Genomic DNA, 16,934 nt, shown 5'->3' on the forward strand with positions numbered 1-16,934 from the left:
GCGAAGGGATAGGGGGCGGATGCCAGGCGATCCTACGGTCCGGACATGAGCACTCCGATCTTTGCGCTTTGCGATGAGTACGTCACCCGCTGGGCGGCCCTCGACCCGATCGCGGCAGGTGCCGAAGGCATCGTGTCCGACTTCGTGGCCGCCACCGACCACAGCCCGGCCGGGAGCGCCGCCCGTGCCGAACTGATCCGTTCGACTCTGAAGCGTCTCGACGAGCTGGTCCCGACCGGCGAGCCGGACGTCAGGGCGGCCACCCACCTGCGGGAGCGGCTGGAGGCCGAGCTCGCCTGGCACGACACGGGCGAACCGCTCCGCTGGGTGGCGGCGCCGTACGGGTTGCCCTACCGGGTGCGCTCCAGCGTCGTCCTCCTCCCCCACGGCACCGACGACGAGTGGCGCGACGTCGCCGCCCGCCTGGCGGCGATCCCGGAGATGCTCGCCGGGTGGCGGGAGAGCCTGGAGGTCGGCCTGGAGATGGGCCTGCGGGGCGCCCGCAGGCAGGCGCTGGCCATGGCGGACCAGGCCGACCAGTTCGCCGGCGCCGGCGGGACTCCCCCGGCGCACGACGCCTTCGTCGCCACCTACGGCGAGGGCCCGGTCAGGGAGGAACTGCTCAAGGCGGCCGCGGCGGCCCACGACGCCTACGCCTTCGCGGGGCGCTACCTGCGCGAGGAGTACGCGCCCCGGGCGAGCGAGGCCGACGCGGTGGGCCCCGAGCGCTACGCGGTCGTCGCCAGGATCAGCCTGGGCGCCGACATCGACCTGCGCGAGGCGTACGAGTGGGGCTGGGCGGAGCTGGAGCGCATCGGGGCCGAGACGGCCGCCGAGGTCGAGCGGATCAAGCCGGGCGCGACCATCGAGGAGGCGACCGCGATCCTCAACGAGACCCAGGCGGTCGACTCCCTGGAGGAGTACCAGGCGTGGCTGCAGGAGCGTCACGACCGGGCGGTCGAGCAGCTGAACGGCACGCACTTCGACATCCCCGAGCCGCTGCGGCGCATCGTGGCCGAGGTCGACGTGAGCTCCACGTCCGGCGCGGCCTCCTACAACGCGCCCAGCGAGGACCTGTCGCGGCCGGGCCGCACCCTGTGGCCGGTCGGCGGGCGGACCCGCTTCGCCACCTGGAGCGAGCTGACGACGATCTTCCACGAGGGGGTGCCCGGCCACCACCTGCAGTTCGGCGCGATGCGCATGGCCGGGGACACCCTGTCCAGGTTCGCCAAGGTGTCCTGGGTGGACGGCCACGGCGAGGGGTGGGGCCTGTACGCCGAGCGGCTCGCCGACGAGCTGGGCTGGTTCACCGAGCCGGGCACCCGGCTGGGCATGCTCAACTGGTCGGCCCTGCGCGCCGCCCGGGTGGTCATCGACCTGGGCGTCCACCTCGACCTGCCGTTGCCCGACGGCTCAAGGTGGACCTTCGAGAAGGCCTGCGAGGTGCTGCGCGAGCAGGGCCGCTGCGAGCCGCACCGGGTCGAGGCCGAGGTGGTGCGCTACTTCGGCTGGCCCTCCCAGGCCATCTCCTACAAGCTGGGCGAGCGGGCGTGGGTGCAGGCCCGCGAGGAGGCCAGGCTGCGCCTGGGTGACGCCTTCGACCTGCGTGCCTGGCACACCGCCGCGCTGGAGCTGGGGCCGGTCGGCCTGTCCAGCCTCGCGGAGGCCCTGCGCCGCATCTGCTGAGCACCGGCAGCCCCGCGACCGGTGACCCCGCGACCGGCGGCACGACCGGCGGCGACCGCCCGGGGAGGTCCGGCTCCCGGACCTCCCCGGACCTCTGCGGACCGTCCGGTCCTCAGGACGCCGGGACCTTCCCCGCCCGCCCTCGTGGTTGTTCCAGGGCGGGCGACGGAGGAGGCTCCAGCTGGGCGCGTACCCGGGCGGCGATCGCGGGGGGCATCGTGCCGGCCAGCTCGAGGGCCTCCTCCGAGACGCTCAGCGCCGCCTCGGCCTCGCCGACGGTGGTGTACGCCGCGCTGAGCATGACCAGGACGCGCATCTGGTGGAGCGGCGCGTCGATCTTGTGGAACAGGCCGAGGGCCTGGTGGAAGCGGCCGATGGCCTGTTCGGTCTGGTCGACGGCGAGCGCCAGCTCGCCGAGCGCGAGCACGACCCTGGCCTCGGCGAGCCTCTCCCCCGCGGTGGTCGCCACCTCCAGGGCGTTCTGGAGGGTGAGCTCGGCCTCCTGGAGGTTCCCCTGGCGCAGCCGCGTGACGCCCAGGCCGTGCAGGGCGTACGCCTCGCCGGTCGGGTCGCCGATGTTGCGCACGGTCGTGAGCGTCCGCTCGAAGACCTCGGCCGCCGACGCGTACTCCTCCGACCTGAGGTAGGTCTCGCCCAGCCGGTGCAGGACCTGTGCCTCCACCCGGCGGCTGCCCCCGACCCTGCTGAGTTCCAGCGCCTCGCCCAGCAGGCGCTTGGCCTCGTCGAGCTCGTCGCAGTCGAGCCTGATCTGGGCCATGCTGTGGAGCACGTAGGCGGAGGCGACCTGGTCGCCGGTGCCGCGGAAGATGCCCAGCGCGCGATCATAACGTTCCACCGCGTCGTCGAGCCGGCCGCTCATCCGGTCCAGGAAGGCGATGTTGCGGATGACGAGGGCCACCCCCAGGTCGTCCCCGGCCTCCTCGAACAGCTCGGCCGCCGACTCGAAGTCGCGCCGCGCGTCCCCGAAGCGCTGCTCGGCGATGTACAGCGAGCCGATCGAGTAGAGCATCGCCGCCTGCCCCCGGCGGTCGCCGGCCTGCCGGGCGGCGGCCAGGGCGACCTGGTGGGTCTCCCGCCAGTCGTCGAAGTAGATCCTCGACTCGAACAGGGTGACCGCGCTGATCGCGAGGTCCCAGCACAGCTCGACGAACCCGGCCTGCGCCGCCTGGCGGATGCCCGAGACCAGCGTGAGCCGCTCGCGCTCGTACCAGGGAAGGGGGGCCATCACCAGTTGCTCGACCAGCCGCCCGGGCAGCGGCCAGCGCGGCGCGTCACTGTGGACCTGCACGTAGTCTCCGCCGTACTCGCGGCGGTGCGCCTCGCCGGTCAGGAAGAGCAGGCCGCCGAGCACCCTCTCCAGCGCGGCGTTGCGGTCGGCGACCGCCTCCTCGCCGGCGAGGCGCTCGCGGGCGAACACGTGGATCAGGTCGTGGAAGCGGTACTGGCTGTGCACGCCGTACCCGGCGTCGGCCGTCTCGACCAGCTGGGCGTCGGCCAGGTCGTCGAGCAGGTCCTGCGCGTCGGAGGGATGGCAGTCGAGCAGCGCTGCGGCGACCCAGCCGGAGAAGTGCCGGGACTCCAGGATGGCCAGGCGCCGGAACAGGCGGCGCGCGTCCTCGCTGACGCTCTCGTACGTCAGCGAGATGCTCGCCCTGATGCCCAGGTCGCCGTGTTTGAGCTCGTCGAGCCTGCGGGTCTCGTCCTCCAGCCGTCCCACGAGCTGGTCGATCGTCCAGTGCGGGCGGGCGGCGAGCCTGGCGCCCGCGATGCGCAGCGCCAGCGGCAGATGGCCGCAGAGGTCCGCCAGCTCGGCCGCCGACTCCCGCTCGGCCTGCACCCGCTCGACACCGGCGATGCGGGCGAGCAGGTCCACCGACTGCCTGGAGTCGAAGAGGCCGACGTCGAGATGGGCCGCGCCCGGCAGGCCCGCGAGCCGGCTGCGGCTGGTGATTATCACCGCGGCCTCGGGATTGCCGGGCAACAGCGGCAGCACCTGGCTCTCGCTCCTGGCGTCGTCCAGGACGACCAGCACCTTGCGTCCGGAGAGCAGCCCGCGGTACATCTCCGCCCGCTCGTCCACCCCGTCGGGTATCGCGTTGCCCGGCACGCCCAGCGCGCGCAGGAACCGTTCGAGCACCTGTCCGGAGCCGACCGGGTGGGACTCCCCTCCGTGCAGGTCGGCGAAGAGCTGGCCGTCCTCGTAGCGTCCGGCGACGCTGTGCGAGACGTGCACCGCGATCGTGGACTTGCCGATGCCCGGCTTGCCGACGACGGCGATGACGGGGACGGCGAGCCGCTGGCGGTCCTCCGCGGCGAACGTGAGCTGGCGGCGGATCGCCTCGACCAGCTTGATCCGGCCGGTGAAGTCGGCGATGTCGGTGGGCAGCAGCCGGGGGACCGTCCGGCGGGCGGCCGGCGCCTCCTGCGCCTCCGCGTGGCGCTGGGGCTGTTGCTGATGCTGTTGCTGCCGCCCCGGCGCGTCGAGGCTCTCGTCGGAGGTGAGGATGGCGTACTCGAGCTGCTGGAGGCTCTCGTTGGGTTCGATGCCCAGCTCGTCGATCATCGTCTGGCGGGCACGGCGATAGACCGTCAGCGCCTCGGCCTGGCGTCCCGAGCGGTAGAGCGCGATCATCAGCTGGCCGCGCAGCCGTTCCCTGAGCGGGTGTTCCTCGACGAGCTCGCTGAGCTCGCCCACCAACTCGTGGTGTCTGCCCAGCTCCAGCTCCAGCTCGACGCAGTCCTCGTTCGCGGTGATCCGGCGCTCGCTCAGCCTGCCGACCGCCCCCTGCACGAGCCGGCTCTCCTGGCCGTCGAGGGCGGGACCCCGCCAGAGGGCGAGTGCCTCCCGGTAGTGCCTGACGGCGTCCTCCGGGCGGTGGCCCTCACGAGCCTGGCGGGCCTGGTTCAGCAGGCCCTCGAAAGTCTGGGAGTCGAGCTCCCCCTCGGCGACCCGCAGCGTGTATCCCTGGGAGTGGGTCGCGATGACGTCGGGCCCGCCGTTGGCGGCGAACAGCCGCCGCAGCGAGGAGATGCAGATCTGCACCTGCGCGCGCGAGGTGCTGGGAAGGTCCTCACCGTAGATCGCGTCTGTCAGCCGCCCGATGGTGACCATCCGGTTGGCCTCCAGCAGGAGGCAGGAGAGGACGACCTGCTGCCGAGGCGCGCCCAGATCCAGGCGCCGGCCGTCGGCGATGACCTCCAGGGGGCCGAGGATCCGATACTCCACCGACTCTCCTTACAGAATCGCGGCCTGTTCCGGAAATTCACCGCACTGTCGGTGTAAGAGAGACATCAGGGATCTAACCACTGCCTTAAATCCAGGCAACAATCGACTCAACCCCACCCTCCATGATCTCCGGACATATAACCCAGAGATCATGACGGGCAATTTTATATGCATGAAACGCGGTCTGCCCGGGATCATACAACGTCGCTGGTGGGAGAACCAGGGGGGTTTGTAAAGGTCTGGCCCGATTTGCGACTAACGGGCGGGTTTGAGACATGAAGAAGCGGCCGGACCTTGGACGGATCCGACCGCTTCGGCGAACCCCCGCCGCCGGCGACCTCGCCGGGCGGGGGGTGCAGTTCAGCCCCAGGGGGTGTTGCTGGCGAGCACGGTGGTCGTCGGGGCCCCGCCGGCGATCGAGGGGACGACGGCGGCGAGACCGAGGCACCCGAGGACCGCGACGGCGGAGACGATGATCCGGAGGGTGGTGAAGCTCGCGAATTCCCGCATTTCCTGTACCTCTTCTTCGTGTCTCGCAGGCCGTTCACTGCTGTCCGCCTGTCTGCTTCAAAACGTAAATAGCGCCCCTATCCGCCCCTTATCCGATCCCTTCTGATCCGGCATCCGAGCCGTCCGGCACGAAAGAATAGGCTCCGGTAGCCGATGGATAGCGGACGGATAGCCCTCCCGTGGAACCTGATGGGACCGAGGCCGCGCGATAAGGGTCACGCGGCCCCGACCAGCAGATGGGTAACCTCACATGAGCATCGCCACGCAGGCACTTGACGGCGTTTACGGCCGGTCCGCGGCCGGTGTCCGAGCTCGCCTGGAGCGCGCCTCGGGCACCGGCTGGGAGCCGGTCTCCGAGGGCGAGACCGACATCGATGGAAATGTTAAAGAATGGACGGACGAATTCATGGAGCGCGGGCTCTATCGTCTCGTCCTCGCCACCGACCACTATTTCGCCGGCCTCGGCATGACCACCTCCTACCCGGAGATCACGGTCATGTTCCGGATGCACGACGAGCGCATGCCGTATCACGTCCAGGTCGTGCTGGCGCCACACTCGTACTCGACGTGCTTCGGCGTCCGCGGGTGAGTCCGCGAGCGGCGGAGTCCGTCCATCCAAGGGAAGCGAACATGCCCGTTCAACAATTGGTGAAAGCCGGTCCCCACAACGCCGGGCGGGACGAGGGCACGCCCTCGGTCATCGCCCGATGCCTGAGCAACTTCCGCCTGGAGGTCGACGGGCAGGCCGTCTCACACTGGCGTGCCGGCAAGTCGAGGGCCCTGTTCCAGTACCTGCTGGTCAACCGTGAGCGGTTCGTCCACGGGGACCGGTTGCGCGAGGTGCTGTGGCCGGAGAGGGAGGATCACCGCTCCAGCTCGCTCAAGGTCGCCGTGCACGGCGTGCGGCGGGTGCTCAACGAGTTCGAGGACAGGGACGGTTTCACCCTGCTCCACCAGGACCACGGGTACGTGCTGCGGACGAACAGCGCGTGGGTGGACATCGAGGAGTTCCAGCGCGCCTTCGACCGAGGCCGGAGCGCGTGGGTCGCCAAGGACCACGACACCGCGATCGCCTGGTTCCAGCGGACCGCCGACCTGTACGTCGGGGACTTCCTCTCCGGCGAGAGCGGCGACTGGATCAACGAGCAGCGGCAGTGGATGCGCGGGACCGCGCTGCGCGCCCTGTCCGCGCTGCGCACCGAGGCGCTGGAGCGCGAGGACTGGCCGGCCGCGATGCACTGGTGCCGCAGGGCCCTCGACGTCGATCCCCACCACGAGACCACCTACCAGACCCTGATGATGATGCACGGCGAGCTCGGCGAGCTCGGCCGCGTCCTGAGCTGGTACGAGGTGTGCCGCCACCGGTTGCGCACCGACCTCGACGTGGAGCCGAGCGAGCGCACCGAGCGGCTGCTGGCCACGCTCATGCGGGGCCGGAGCCGGCCGCCCCTGACCGGCCCGCGCCCGTGACGCCCCCCGGCCGGGGGCCCGATCTGGAACGCCTGGGCGCGGCGGTCGGCGAGTTCGCCCGCTACGGCGCGGCCGACAGGTCGTGGGAGCGGCTGCTGCTGGCGACCGGTCCGGGGGTCGACCCCGCGCTCGCCGCCCATCGCCGGGCCCTGCTGACCTGGTTGAACGCGTGGGGGTGCCGGCTGCGCTATCCGCGCGACGGCGAGCCCGACGTCTTCGGCACGGAGACCGCGGCCTGGTGGGACCGCTGGCGGGAGCGCCTCCCCGGCCGGGACGCCACGCTCGCGGCGCTGGACGACGCGGAGATCGACGTGCTGGGCGAGTGCTACGCGGACCTGTCGGCGATGCGCGCGGCCCCCGGGGCCAGGCCCCGCTCCCTGGGACCGACCGCCGCGACCAAGATGCTGCACGCCCTGCGCCCGGCGGCGCTGATGCCCTGGGACGCGGCCATCGCCGACGCCCTGCACGGGTCCCGTACGCCGGACGCCTACCGCGCGCACCTGCGGCTGGGCCGGGAGTGGGCGCGGCGCCTGCTGGAGGAGGCGGGTGCCGGCGAGCGGGAGCTGGCGGTGCGGCTGGGCCGCCCCGGGCGCCCGCTGGCGAAGATGCTGGACGACTACTGCTACCTGGCGTTCACCGCGGCGACCTGACCGGGTTCCGGGCTCCGCCCTCACGGCTGCGGGGACGGGCGACCCGGCCGGCCTCCCTCCTCACGGCGGTGTTCGCGACCGGCGACGGTCACCGGGACGCGACCCTGACGGGTCGCGTCCCCGCGCTCATCGCAGCGACCTGACCAGGCTTCGCGCGGCCGTGCGGCTCGCGGCGAGCACGGTCTTGCCCGCGCCGCCGCTCCCCCCGGTGAACGTGTAGACACCCTTGGCCAGGGGACGCAGCGACAGCCCTCCCGTGGGGTGGTAGCACTCGACCGCGGTGACGGCCTTGACCTTCCTTCCCGGCGGCCGGTATCCGATCCTGGCCTCGGCGACGTCGAGGATCCTGCTGGTGAGAACGGGGTCGGTCGGCGTGGGTCCAGGGGTGATGTCCCATCTGTCGGTGGGCAGCCCGAGCAGGACCCGTCCTTCGGCGTAGGACCTGCCGTACAGCCCCGACGTCTCGTCGACGAACGCGTCGGGATTCTTCCCCGCCGAGGGGCCGAGCACGTACTGGATCACCTTGGTGCGCAGCCCCGCGTCCGTCAGGCCCGTACGGGCGAGAAGTCCCTGAGTCCACGCCCCTGCGGCCACCACGACGGCGTCGAACCTGGCCGGGCTGCCCTCGGCCGGCCGGACCTCGGCCTCGGCGGTGATGCCGTCCACCTGCCCGTCGGTGACGAAGGCGCCCGATCGGGCGAGCTCGACGAGGAGCCGGTCACGGAAGGCGTTCGGGGAGAGGTACCCGGCGCGCTTCTCGACGACGGCCACGCTCCCCTCCGGCAGCTCGCGGAACGTGCCGCGGGTGCTGAGCTCCGCGCCGCTCACCAGGGAGATCGAGCCGGGCAGGCGGCTGCGCACCAGCTCGACCAGGCCCTCGGTGCCCGGTCCGAGGCCGGGCAGCAGGTACACCGAGCCGGTCTCCCGGTAGGAGGCCCACTCGCGCAGCTCCCGGTTCGAGTGGAGCTCGGCCAGGCTGTCGGCGGCCTCCAGGCACAGTGCGGCGTCGGGCTCGAAGGCCCTGGTCAGCCCCCCGGAGGCGGCGCTGGCGTCGGCCCTCCTGTGCGGCTCTCCGGTGTACAGGTGGACGGCGCTCCCCCTGACGACCTCGCACAGCCGCCAGGCCAGCATGGCCCCGGCGATCCCGCCGCCCACGACAGCGATTCTGATCATGGCACTCCTCCGTTCATGTCGCCGAGGCGGTCGCGGTCGTCCGCGACTCGTCGGTCTTGTTCGGGTCCCGCATGCCGATCAGGCCCGCCACGGTCGCGATCGCGGAGACCAGGGCCGCCCACAGCCACACCGAGCGCCCCACCTGGAACCACACCAGGGTTCCGATGACCGGCCCGATCGCGGTGCCGAGCCCGAAGACGCTCTGCATGGCGCCGATGTAGCGCCCGCGGAGCCGCTCGGGGCCGGCCAGGGCGGGGTAGGCGAACGTGGTGGGCCCGCCGATGATCTCCGAGAGCGTCCAGACCAGGGTGCCGAGCATGAACCAGATCGGCAGCGGGGAGATCGCGTAGATGGCGTAGCCGACCGAGACGAGGCCGAGGCCGAGCAGCGCGGTCAGCCGGATCGGCCACTTCTGCACGACCTTCGTCATCGCCAGCTCGCAGGTGATGACGATCAGGCCGTTCAGCGACACGGCCGCGCCGTACCACCACAGGCTGATGCCGGCGGCGGAGATGTCCAGCGGGAGGGTGGCCGTGTACTGGCAGTAGACGATGGAGGTGAGCAGCATCGCGAGCAGGTAGACGCTGTAGCGCCAGTCGGCGAACACCGCGAGGTAGCCGGAGCGGCCCTCCGATGACGACGCCTCTGACGCCTCCGACGCCGCCCGCCTGGCCGCGGCGCGCTCGGCGCGCGGGGCGCGCCGGGGCAGCGCGAACATCACGATGCCACCGAAGATCAGTGCCGCGGCGGCCTCGCCCCAGAAGAGCGCGTTGTAGGAGACGGCGAGCAGCGCGGCGCCGATCAGCGGGGCGGCGGTCATGCCGAGGTTCAGGCCGAGCCGGTACATCGCCGTGATCATCACGACCCGGTGCCTCGGTGTCAGCTCGGTGAGCATCGTCTGGGCGGCGGGCCGGTAGAACTGGCCGACCGTGCTGACCATGAAGACGGCGGCCAGGATCATGGCGTAGGACGGGGCGTAGAGGATGGACACGATCAGGAGGGCCGAGCCGCCCATGCTGATCAGGGTGACCGTCCTGGCGCCGAGCCGGTCGGAGAGCGACCCTCCGGCCAGCGAGCCCACCACCGCGCCGGCCCCGTACACGCCCAGCGCGAGCCCCGCCTGGGTGGCGGAGAAGCCCCGGTCGGTCAGGAACAGCACCAGGTAGATCTGGATGAACGCGGCCAGCCTGCTGATGAAGCCTCCGAAGAGCAGCGCCTTGACGGCGCGCGGAGACTCCCGCAGGGTGGCGAACACCCCGTCGTCCGGCTTGGCCGGGGGGGTCGGGGAGACGTTGTTCTCGTTCTCGATAACGGCGGTCATGCGGCTGCCTTCACCTTCAGGTGCGCCTCGGCGGCGTCCAGCGCGGCCCGGCACTCGTCGACGGTCGGGGATAGCGCGGTGGCGTAGGCGATACGCCCCCACAGGGTGCCCTTGGGCGGTGGTGAGACGGTCGCGCCCGCGGCGACCACCGGGACCGCCCGGTCGATCTCCGGGGGCAGGCCGGTCTCGTCGAACGCGATCGACTCGATCGTGGTGTCGTCCTCGGCGACGTAGAAGAAGCGCACGCCGCCGACGAGCTTGCGCTCGGGGGCGATGTCGGGGGTACGGCCGCAGGCCACCGCGGCGGCGGCCAGGCCCGGGTCGATCCCGGTGGTGAGCATCCCGAGATAGGGGATCATGTCCCCGCCCAGGCGCGCGTTCACCTCGATGACGCGCAGTCCCCTGGAGGAGAGCTTGATCTCGGTGTGGGTGAAGCCGTCGGTGAACCCGAGCGCGGTGTGCGTGTCCTGCAGGACGCGGCAGAACCCGGGGTCCTGCAGGAGCTCGTCCTGGGCGTCGACGAAGTGGCCTATCTCCTCGCAGTAGGGCTCGTAGCCGAGGACCTTCCTGCCGAGGAAGAGCGGGGTCACCACGCCGCCCTGGACGACGGCGTCGACGCTGACCTCGGGGCCGTCGGCGAACTCCTCGACCAGGACGGGCACCTCGAACGTCGCCCCGCCGGGGACCTTCAGGTCGTGGACGAAGGCGAACCGCTCCGCCAGCTCCGCGGGGTCCTCGACCCTGATGACGCCCAGGCTGCCGCCGAGGCCGCGCGGCTTGAGGATGGCCGGATAGCCGACCGTCTCGGCGGCGCGCAGGGCCTCGTCGAGCGTGGAGACGGCCAGCGATCTGGGTTGCGGGACGCCGAGCGCGTCGAGCGCGACGCGGGTGAGGTGCTTGTCGCGGCAGCGGCGCACCATCTCGGGGTCGCCGCCCGGCAGGCCGAGGGCCGCCGAGACGTGCGAGGCGGCCAGGATCGTGGCCTCGTCCCAGCACAGCACCCCGTGCACGGGCTCGCGGGCGGCGAGCTCCAGGGCGGCGGCCGCCAGCGCGGGTCCGTCGGCCAGGTCGGCGACGACGGTCCAGCCGGTGACGTACTCCTGTTCCCAGCCGGGCTCGGCGGTCACCATGAGGTGGACGCGGTACTCGGTGGCGATGGAGCGCAACAGGTACTCGCGGTAGTGCCGCATCCCCGTCGCGACCACCAGGATCAGCGGTCTGGTGTCAGTGGTCATGTCACGCCTCCTTGGCGGTGGTCACGAGCTGCCTGTCGGTGCCGTCGGGGCCTTGCAGGGTGTCGAAGAACTCCTCGCGGACGGCCTCGTCCTCGGTGGGGGCGATCCTGGCGGCCGCGTAGCGCAGCAGCGGCGGCGCCATCATCGAGGTCACGACCGCGACCAGGACGATGACCGTGTAGGACGCCGTGGTGAGCACGCCCAGGCGCAGCCCCACCATCGCGATGATCACTTCGATCACGCCGCGGGAGTTGAGGCCGGCGCCGAGCGCGAGGGCCTCCCAGCGGGTACGGCGGGCGATACGGGCCCCGAGGTAGGCCCCGGCGAACTTGGCGGCGATGGCGACGGTCAGCACCACGATCCCGGCGATGAGCACGGGCGGCCTGGCCAGCTCGGTCAGGTCCATGCGCAGGCCCGCCGTCGCGAAGAAGATCGGTGCGAACACCGCGGCGACAAGTGTCTGCAGGGGTGCCAGCCTGGCGACCTTCAGGTCCGGTGAGGAGCCGACGAGCGCCCCGCAGACGAAGGCGCCGAGGATGGCCTCGAAGCCCATCGACTGGGTGGCGGCGGCCGAGAGCAGGATCATCATCGTCACCGCGGCGATCGTGGTGGCGCTCCCGCCCCTGTCGGCGGCGCGCAGCACCCTGGCGACCACCCTGCGGCCGAGCAGGACCGACACGGCCACGAGGCCGCCGAGCAGCGCGATCGCGGTGAGCGCGGCCTGCCCGGTGCGCGCCCCGGCGGTGGCGAGCGCGGAGACCACCGAGAGCAGGAACCAGCCGACCACGTCGTCGATGACGGCGCTGCTCAGGATGAGCTGGCCGATGTCGCGGTGGAGCAGGCGCATCTCCGTCAGCACCTTGGCGATGACGGGGATGGCGCTGACGCAGAGCGCGACGCCGAGGAAGAGGGCGAAGACGGTGTGGTCGACGCCTTCGGCGATCATCTCGGAGGGGGCGAGGAATCCGAGCCCGACGCCGAGGACCAGCGGGACGACCAGCCCGGCGCCGCTGATCCAGGCGGCGCTCCTGCCCTGGCGGCGGATGAAGCCCAGGTCGAGGTGCATGCCGGTCAGGCCCACCAGCAGCAGGACGCCGACCTGGCCGACCGCGTCGATCATGTGGAATCTGGCCGGGTCGGTGGGCAGCAGCCAGGCGGAGAACTCGGGGGCGACGTTGGCGAGCAGCGAGGGCCCGATCAGGATCCCCGCGCTGAGCTCACCGAGCAGGGCGGGCAGGCCCAACCTGACGGAGAGACGGCCCAGGACGGTGGCCAGACCCAGGAGCAGCCCGAGCTGCAGCAGGAGGATCATCAGGTCGTGGGCGGGGATGACGGCGACGGGAGCCGCGGCGATCGGCATGGGGATCAGTCACCGCTCTCGACGTAGTACCAGTTCTCCGGACTGATCATCCCGAAGGGGTTGATCGGCTCGAAGCCGCGGAGTTTGTTGGAGACCTCGAACAGCCGCAGGGAGAAGTTGGGGATGAAGATGACGGGGACCTGCTCGGCGATGTAGTCCTGGTACTCGTAGAGGGCGGCGGGGTCGTCGCTGGTCAGGGTGCGGTCGATGAGCTCGTCGGCCTTCGGGTCGGTGTAGTGGCCGAAGTTGCCGCCGGCGTCGGTCCGGAAGAGGATCTCGCCGCTCGGGTAGTGGTAGACCCAGCCGCCGCCCCAGGTGCTCAGCTCCCACAGGCAGGGGCTGTCGGGCCCGACGACGCAGGGGGCGTCCTCGGCCACCAGGACCGAGCCGTAGACCTCCTGCAGCCGCAGCTCGATGCCGGCCTTGGCCGCGTCGTCGCGGAACTGCTCCATCAGCCGGGTGAGCGCGGGGCGGCCCTCGGCGTACCTGAGGGAGAAGCTGAGCTGGGTGCCGCCGGGGATGCCGGCGCCGGCCCGGCCGGGGCCCTCGCCGGGGTTGACGCAGACGGCGGGCGTCGTGCTGGTGTCCCAGCCGTTGGCCTCCAGCAGCTCGCGGGCCCGCCCGGCGTCGAAGGGCAGGATCGGCGCGCCCTGCAGGGTGGGCGAGACGAGGTCGCTCACCGGGTAGCGGGGAACCGGCCCGTCCTGCCGGTAGGCGTAGCCGTGGTAGATGTCGCGGGCCGCCCGGTCCTGGTCGAGCGCGTGCTGCATCGCCTGCCTGATGTAGGTCTGGGCGAGCATCTTGCCGGCGACGGTCGGGTTGTTGTAGTTGAGCGGGATGTAGCGGATGCAGAAGGCCGCCTGCGGGACCAGCGTGTAGTTCTCGCCCAGCGGGTTGGGGCCGCCCTTGGTGGGGTCGTCGGTCGGCTCGGTGCTGAAGCTCAGCGGGAGATAGCCGACCTGGATGCCGTCGGGCCCGTCCGGCCCCTCCAGCAGCTTCTGGTACTCCTCCCCGTCGGACATGAAGGGGACCTGCCGGAACTCGTCCAGGTGCGGCTTGTTCGGCCCGGAGTAGTGCTCGTTGGGGACGAAGGTGACGACGCCCTCCATGGTGTAGCTCTTCAGCCGCCACGGGCCGCTGACCACGCTCCACACCGGGCTCGTCGCCCAGTGCACCCGGTCGGAGTTGTCCTCCTCGATGACGCCGCCGTTCTCGCCCATCAGGAAGTCGTAGACCGCCGCGACGTTCTCCAGGCCGTACGAGGCGTCGGAGGGCCCGTCGGCGGTGCGGTCCCAGGCCTTGGGCATCGGGGTGATGGTGCTGAGCTGGTTCATCAGCACCCAGCGCTTGGAGTAGACCTTGTCGAAGGTGAAGTAGACCTTGTCCTCGGCGAGCTTGCCGTAGGAGACCAGGTTGTCGGGGAAGCAGCCCGGGACGTACTCGCCGTAGCGCTCGCCCTTGACCGCCATCATGTTCACCCAGAACAGCACGTTGTCCGCGCAGATCGTCTCGCCGTTGGACCACTTCCAGGGCTTGACGGTGACGGTGACGGTGAGGCCGTCCTCGCTCCACTGCGGGGGCTCGCCGATGCTGAGGTCGTAGTCGACCTCGGGCGTGCCGTGCGTGCCGAAGAAGTAGAGGGGCCGGTACATCAGGATCTGGAACTCGAGCAGGTTGCGGGTGCCGAAGCGCTCGGGCGGGGTGAAGGGGAAGATGATGGACGGGGGGAATCCGGGGGCGCAGGCCCAGGTCACCGTGCCGCCCTTGACGGGCTTCTCCACCTTCGGGCGGGCGATGGTGTTCAGGGTCATGGTCAGCTCTCAGTCCTCTGGTGCGGAAGCGTGAAGGTGTCGGGGTCGATCTCCTCGAGGAGGGAGACGCCGCTGCTCGCGTGGGCGCCGTAGCGCTCCCACGTCTCGTGGAGCAGGACGCGTCCGTCGGGGAGCAGTTCGGGGGTGCTGCGGCAGTGGCCCGACACGACGGCGCCGTTGTCGAGGACCATCGTGTAGGCGAAGTCGAGGGTGCCGTCGGGGGCGCAGAGCCCGGTGAGGGTCCCCCGGCGGGCGTGGCCGCCGGAGAACTCGCCCCACAGCAGGTCGCCCTCCTGGCGGTACAGGGCGATCGGGTGCCTCTCCCCGGAGGGGACGCCGCCGGTGGTGAAGCGGCGTCCGTTGTAGTCGATCATGAGCGGGCCGCCCGGAGTTCGAGGGTGCAGCACTTGGCGCTGCCGCCGGACTTCAGCAGCTCGGAGAGCTCGACGCCGATGGGCTCGTAGCCGCGCTCGCGCAGCTCGCCCATCAGGTGGGTGGCCGCGGGCGGCAGCAGGACGTGGCGGCCGTCGGAGACGGCGTTCAGCCCGAACACCTCGGCGTCGGCCTCGTTGGCGATGATCGCGTCGGGGTACAGGACGCGCAGCACGCCCTGGCTCTCCCTGGAGAAGGCCCCCGGGTAGTACATGATCTGGTCGCGGTCGAGCACGGCCAGCGCGGTGTCGAGGTGGTAGAAGCGCGGGTCGACCAGCCTCAGCCCGGCCACGGGCATCCCGAAGAACCTCTCCGCCTCCCGGTGGGAGCGGATGTCGGTACGGAAGCCGGTGCCGGCGAGCAGGTACCTTCCCGCGTGCAGGTAGTCGCCCTCGCCCTCGTTGACGAAGACCGCCTCACGGGTCTGGTAGCCGCGGGCGCGGAACCACTCCAGGTAGGCGGGGCCCTCGGCGGCCCGCTCCTCGTGGCGGAACCTCGCCGACAGCACCCTGCCGTTGATGACCGTCGCGCCGTTGGCGGCGAAGACCATGTCGGGGTAGCCGGGCAGCGGCTCGATGAACTCCACCTGGTGGCCCAGGGCGCGGAAGGCGCGCAGCAGGCCGTCCCACTGGAGCCTGGCCAGCGCGCCGTCGACCGGCTTGCCGGGGTCCATCCAGGGGTTGATGGAGTAGACGACGTCGAAGTGGGTGGGCGGGCACATCAGGTAGCGGCGGGTGCGGGCGACCCGCAGGGTGCGCTGCGGCGCCTCCTCGGCCAGCTGTGTCATGACAGTTCTCCGTCCTGGACGAGGGTGACCTTGATCTTGGAGGCGTAGTCGAGCATCGTCGCCCTGGCGTCCTCCAGGGAGGTGCCGGTGGTGCCCAGGAAGCCGAGGATGCTGTTGCCCTCCGGCGGGCGCCGGACGACGTCCCCGGGGCTGGCGGTGATCTTGAGGAAGAACACCTTGTCGGACTCGGAGACCTCGGCCGGCACGTCGATCGCGGTGATCCGGCCCGCGTCGCACATCAGGCACATCGCGGTGACGTGGACGCCGGTCGGCCGGTAGTGGCGCACCCGCGGCGCCGCGCCGCGGGCCACGTCCATCACGGCGCGGATCGGGTTGTGCGCGGCGGTGATCCCGGCGATGAGGTCCAGCCCGCCGCCGCCGGGCCTGATCGCGATCTCCAGCAGGTACGGCTCGCCCCGGTCGAAGCGCACCTCGGCGTGCAGCACGCTGCGCCGCAGCCCCTGGGCGTGCGCGCCGGCCCTGACCACGCGGTGCACCGCGGCCACCTGCTCGGGGGTGAGCGAGGTCGGCCCGTGGTGCACGTCGTCGTCGAAGGTTCCCCCCTCGACGGTGATGCGGTCCACGATGGAGCCGAGATAGACCTCGCCGTCCCAGGCCACGGCCTCGATGAGGAACTCGTCCCCGTCGAGGAAGGCCTCGACCAGCAGGCCGTGCGGGCCGAGGTCGAGGCCGTGCGCCTCCATCTCGAACCACGACATCCCCTCGATGCCGGCCAGCGCCTGGGGGAAAAGCTCCGCCATCTCCTCGGCGTCGTCGACCTTGAACACGAAGTTGCTCGCGGCGCCCAGGGTGGGCTTGAGGATGACCGGGTAGCCGAAGTCGGCGGCGGCGCCGAGCGCCGCGTCCAGCTCGGTGACGAAGCGGAAGTCCGGGTGCGGCGCGTCGTACCTGCGGTGCGCCTCGCGCATCAGCAGCTTGTTGCGGCTGGTCCTGGCCGCCTCGACGCCCACGCCCGGCAGCCCGAGCGCCTCGGCGACGGCCGCGACCGTGGTCACGGCCGACTCCGAGAAGGTGATGATCCCGTCGAAGCGCTCCTGCTCGTGCCACTCCTTGGCCTCGGTGATGAGGTCGTCGATGTTCTGCGAGCCCACGACGCGGTAGCGGTCGCCGGGCCAGAAGTCCGGGGTGCCGATGCCGTTGAGCACGTAGAGCTCGGCGCCGTAGTCCTGGACCTGCTGGTAGCGGGAGCGGTAGTAGGTGGCGTTCTGTCGGGCTTCCATGGCGAGGAGTT

14 protein-coding genes are annotated in these 16,934 nt (G+C 71.4%); 4 read left to right on the forward strand and 10 right to left on the reverse strand.

Translation table 11 applies throughout. The annotated features are described in order from the left end of the window. Positions 1 to 45: 45 nt before the first annotated feature. Positions 46 to 1,686, forward strand: coding sequence for a DUF885 domain-containing protein (locus tag ACTOQ1_RS00075; RefSeq protein WP_440063451.1), 1,641 nt, complete (start codon positions 46 to 48; stop codon positions 1,684 to 1,686). A gap of 112 nt (positions 1,687 to 1,798) precedes the next feature. Here ACTOQ1_RS00075 and ACTOQ1_RS00080 read toward each other — a convergent pair whose 3' ends face one another. After that, complete coding sequence (locus ACTOQ1_RS00080; protein WP_440063452.1) at positions 1,799 to 4,933, reverse strand: AfsR/SARP family transcriptional regulator; 3,135 nt, start codon at positions 4,931 to 4,933, stop codon at positions 1,799 to 1,801. Between the two features lie 360 nt (positions 4,934 to 5,293). Then, entirely contained in the window at positions 5,294 to 5,443 is a 150-nt protein-coding gene (locus ACTOQ1_RS00085; protein ID WP_440063454.1) for a hypothetical protein, read from the reverse strand. Positions 5,444 to 5,693: 250 nt separating this feature from the next. On the opposite strand from ACTOQ1_RS00085, the gene ACTOQ1_RS00090 reads away from it, so the two are divergent. From ACTOQ1_RS00090 to ACTOQ1_RS00100, 3 genes are read left to right on the forward strand one after another with little or no spacing between them, the layout of a single operon-like run. Then, on the forward strand, positions 5,694 to 6,032 hold the full coding sequence (locus ACTOQ1_RS00090) for a hydroxyisourate hydrolase (RefSeq protein ID WP_344748401.1): 339 nt from the start codon (positions 5,694 to 5,696) through the stop codon (positions 6,030 to 6,032). A 41-nt stretch (positions 6,033 to 6,073) separates the two neighbouring features. Continuing rightward, positions 6,074 to 6,913 carry an AfsR/SARP family transcriptional regulator gene (locus tag ACTOQ1_RS00095; RefSeq protein ID WP_440063456.1) on the forward strand — a complete coding sequence of 280 codons (840 nt, stop codon included), beginning with the start codon at positions 6,074 to 6,076 and terminating at the stop codon, positions 6,911 to 6,913. After that, complete coding sequence (locus ACTOQ1_RS00100; RefSeq protein WP_440063457.1) at positions 6,910 to 7,563, forward strand: hypothetical protein; 654 nt, start codon at positions 6,910 to 6,912, stop codon at positions 7,561 to 7,563. Before ACTOQ1_RS00095 ends, ACTOQ1_RS00100 begins: the two co-directional genes overlap by 4 nt. A gap of 126 nt (positions 7,564 to 7,689) precedes the next feature. Here ACTOQ1_RS00100 and ACTOQ1_RS00105 read toward each other — a convergent pair whose 3' ends face one another. Genes ACTOQ1_RS00105 through ACTOQ1_RS00140 form a run of 8 tightly spaced genes read right to left on the reverse strand, consistent with a single transcriptional unit; the run spans position 7,690 to position 16,923 of the window. After that, positions 7,690 to 8,736 (reverse strand): FAD-dependent oxidoreductase, encoded by a 1,047-nt coding sequence (locus ACTOQ1_RS00105; RefSeq protein ID WP_440063458.1) that lies wholly within the window; start codon positions 8,734 to 8,736, stop codon positions 7,690 to 7,692. Between the two features lie 13 nt (positions 8,737 to 8,749). Then, positions 8,750 to 10,057, reverse strand: a complete 1,308-nt coding sequence (locus ACTOQ1_RS00110) for an MFS transporter (RefSeq protein WP_440063460.1) — start codon at positions 10,055 to 10,057, stop codon at positions 8,750 to 8,752. Then, positions 10,054 to 11,292: an ATP-grasp domain-containing protein gene (locus tag ACTOQ1_RS00115; protein WP_440063462.1), complete on the reverse strand. Its 1,239-nt coding sequence runs from the start codon at positions 11,290 to 11,292 to the stop codon at positions 10,054 to 10,056. Before ACTOQ1_RS00115 ends, ACTOQ1_RS00110 begins: the two co-directional genes overlap by 4 nt. Position 11,293: 1 nt before the next feature. After that, entirely contained in the window at positions 11,294 to 12,652 is a 1,359-nt protein-coding gene (locus tag ACTOQ1_RS00120; protein ID WP_440063464.1) for a cation:proton antiporter, read from the reverse strand. A 5-nt stretch (positions 12,653 to 12,657) separates the two neighbouring features. After that, positions 12,658 to 14,463, reverse strand: coding sequence for an ABC transporter substrate-binding protein (locus tag ACTOQ1_RS00125; protein WP_440063466.1), 1,806 nt, complete (start codon positions 14,461 to 14,463; stop codon positions 12,658 to 12,660). 2 nt (positions 14,464 to 14,465) lie between these two features. Continuing rightward, on the reverse strand, positions 14,466 to 14,837 hold the full coding sequence (locus ACTOQ1_RS00130) for a hypothetical protein (RefSeq protein WP_440063468.1): 372 nt from the start codon (positions 14,835 to 14,837) through the stop codon (positions 14,466 to 14,468). Beyond that, positions 14,834 to 15,682, reverse strand: a complete 849-nt coding sequence (gene ddaH, locus ACTOQ1_RS00135; protein WP_440063469.1) for a dimethylargininase — start codon at positions 15,680 to 15,682, stop codon at positions 14,834 to 14,836. Before ddaH ends, ACTOQ1_RS00130 begins: the two co-directional genes overlap by 4 nt. Continuing rightward, positions 15,679 to 16,923, reverse strand: a complete 1,245-nt coding sequence (locus tag ACTOQ1_RS00140) for an ATP-grasp domain-containing protein (RefSeq protein ID WP_440063470.1) — start codon at positions 16,921 to 16,923, stop codon at positions 15,679 to 15,681. The genes ddaH and ACTOQ1_RS00140 overlap by 4 nt, the downstream gene beginning before the upstream one ends. Between the last annotated feature and the right edge of the window lie 11 nt (positions 16,924 to 16,934).

The organism is Streptosporangium sp. OZ121 (assembly GCF_051918885.1).
GTDB lineage: Bacteria > Actinomycetota > Actinomycetes > Streptosporangiales > Streptosporangiaceae > Streptosporangium.

Excerpts from the sequence above, each read along its gene's own strand:
- ACTOQ1_RS00075 (WP_440063451.1), top strand. The coding sequence starts at position 46 with ATGAGCACTCCGATCTTTGCGCTTTGCGATGAGTACGTCACCCGCTGG.
- ACTOQ1_RS00085 (WP_440063454.1), bottom strand. The coding sequence starts at position 5,443 with ATGCGGGAATTCGCGAGCTTCACCACCCTCCGGATCATCGTCTCCGCC.
- ACTOQ1_RS00090 (WP_344748401.1), top strand. The coding sequence starts at position 5,694 with ATGAGCATCGCCACGCAGGCACTTGACGGCGTTTACGGCCGGTCCGCG.
- ACTOQ1_RS00095 (WP_440063456.1), top strand. The coding sequence starts at position 6,074 with ATGCCCGTTCAACAATTGGTGAAAGCCGGTCCCCACAACGCCGGGCGG.
- ACTOQ1_RS00105 (WP_440063458.1), bottom strand. The coding sequence starts at position 8,736 with ATGATCAGAATCGCTGTCGTGGGCGGCGGGATCGCCGGGGCCATGCTG.
- ACTOQ1_RS00110 (WP_440063460.1), bottom strand. The coding sequence starts at position 10,057 with ATGACCGCCGTTATCGAGAACGAGAACAACGTCTCCCCGACCCCCCCG.
- ACTOQ1_RS00115 (WP_440063462.1), bottom strand. The coding sequence starts at position 11,292 with ATGACCACTGACACCAGACCGCTGATCCTGGTGGTCGCGACGGGGATG.
- ACTOQ1_RS00120 (WP_440063464.1), bottom strand. The coding sequence starts at position 12,652 with ATGCCGATCGCCGCGGCTCCCGTCGCCGTCATCCCCGCCCACGACCTG.
- ACTOQ1_RS00125 (WP_440063466.1), bottom strand. The coding sequence starts at position 14,463 with ATGACCCTGAACACCATCGCCCGCCCGAAGGTGGAGAAGCCCGTCAAG.
- ACTOQ1_RS00130 (WP_440063468.1), bottom strand. The coding sequence starts at position 14,837 with ATGATCGACTACAACGGACGCCGCTTCACCACCGGCGGCGTCCCCTCC.
- ddaH (WP_440063469.1), bottom strand. The coding sequence starts at position 15,682 with ATGACACAGCTGGCCGAGGAGGCGCCGCAGCGCACCCTGCGGGTCGCC.
- ACTOQ1_RS00140 (WP_440063470.1), bottom strand. The coding sequence starts at position 16,923 with ATGGAAGCCCGACAGAACGCCACCTACTACCGCTCCCGCTACCAGCAG.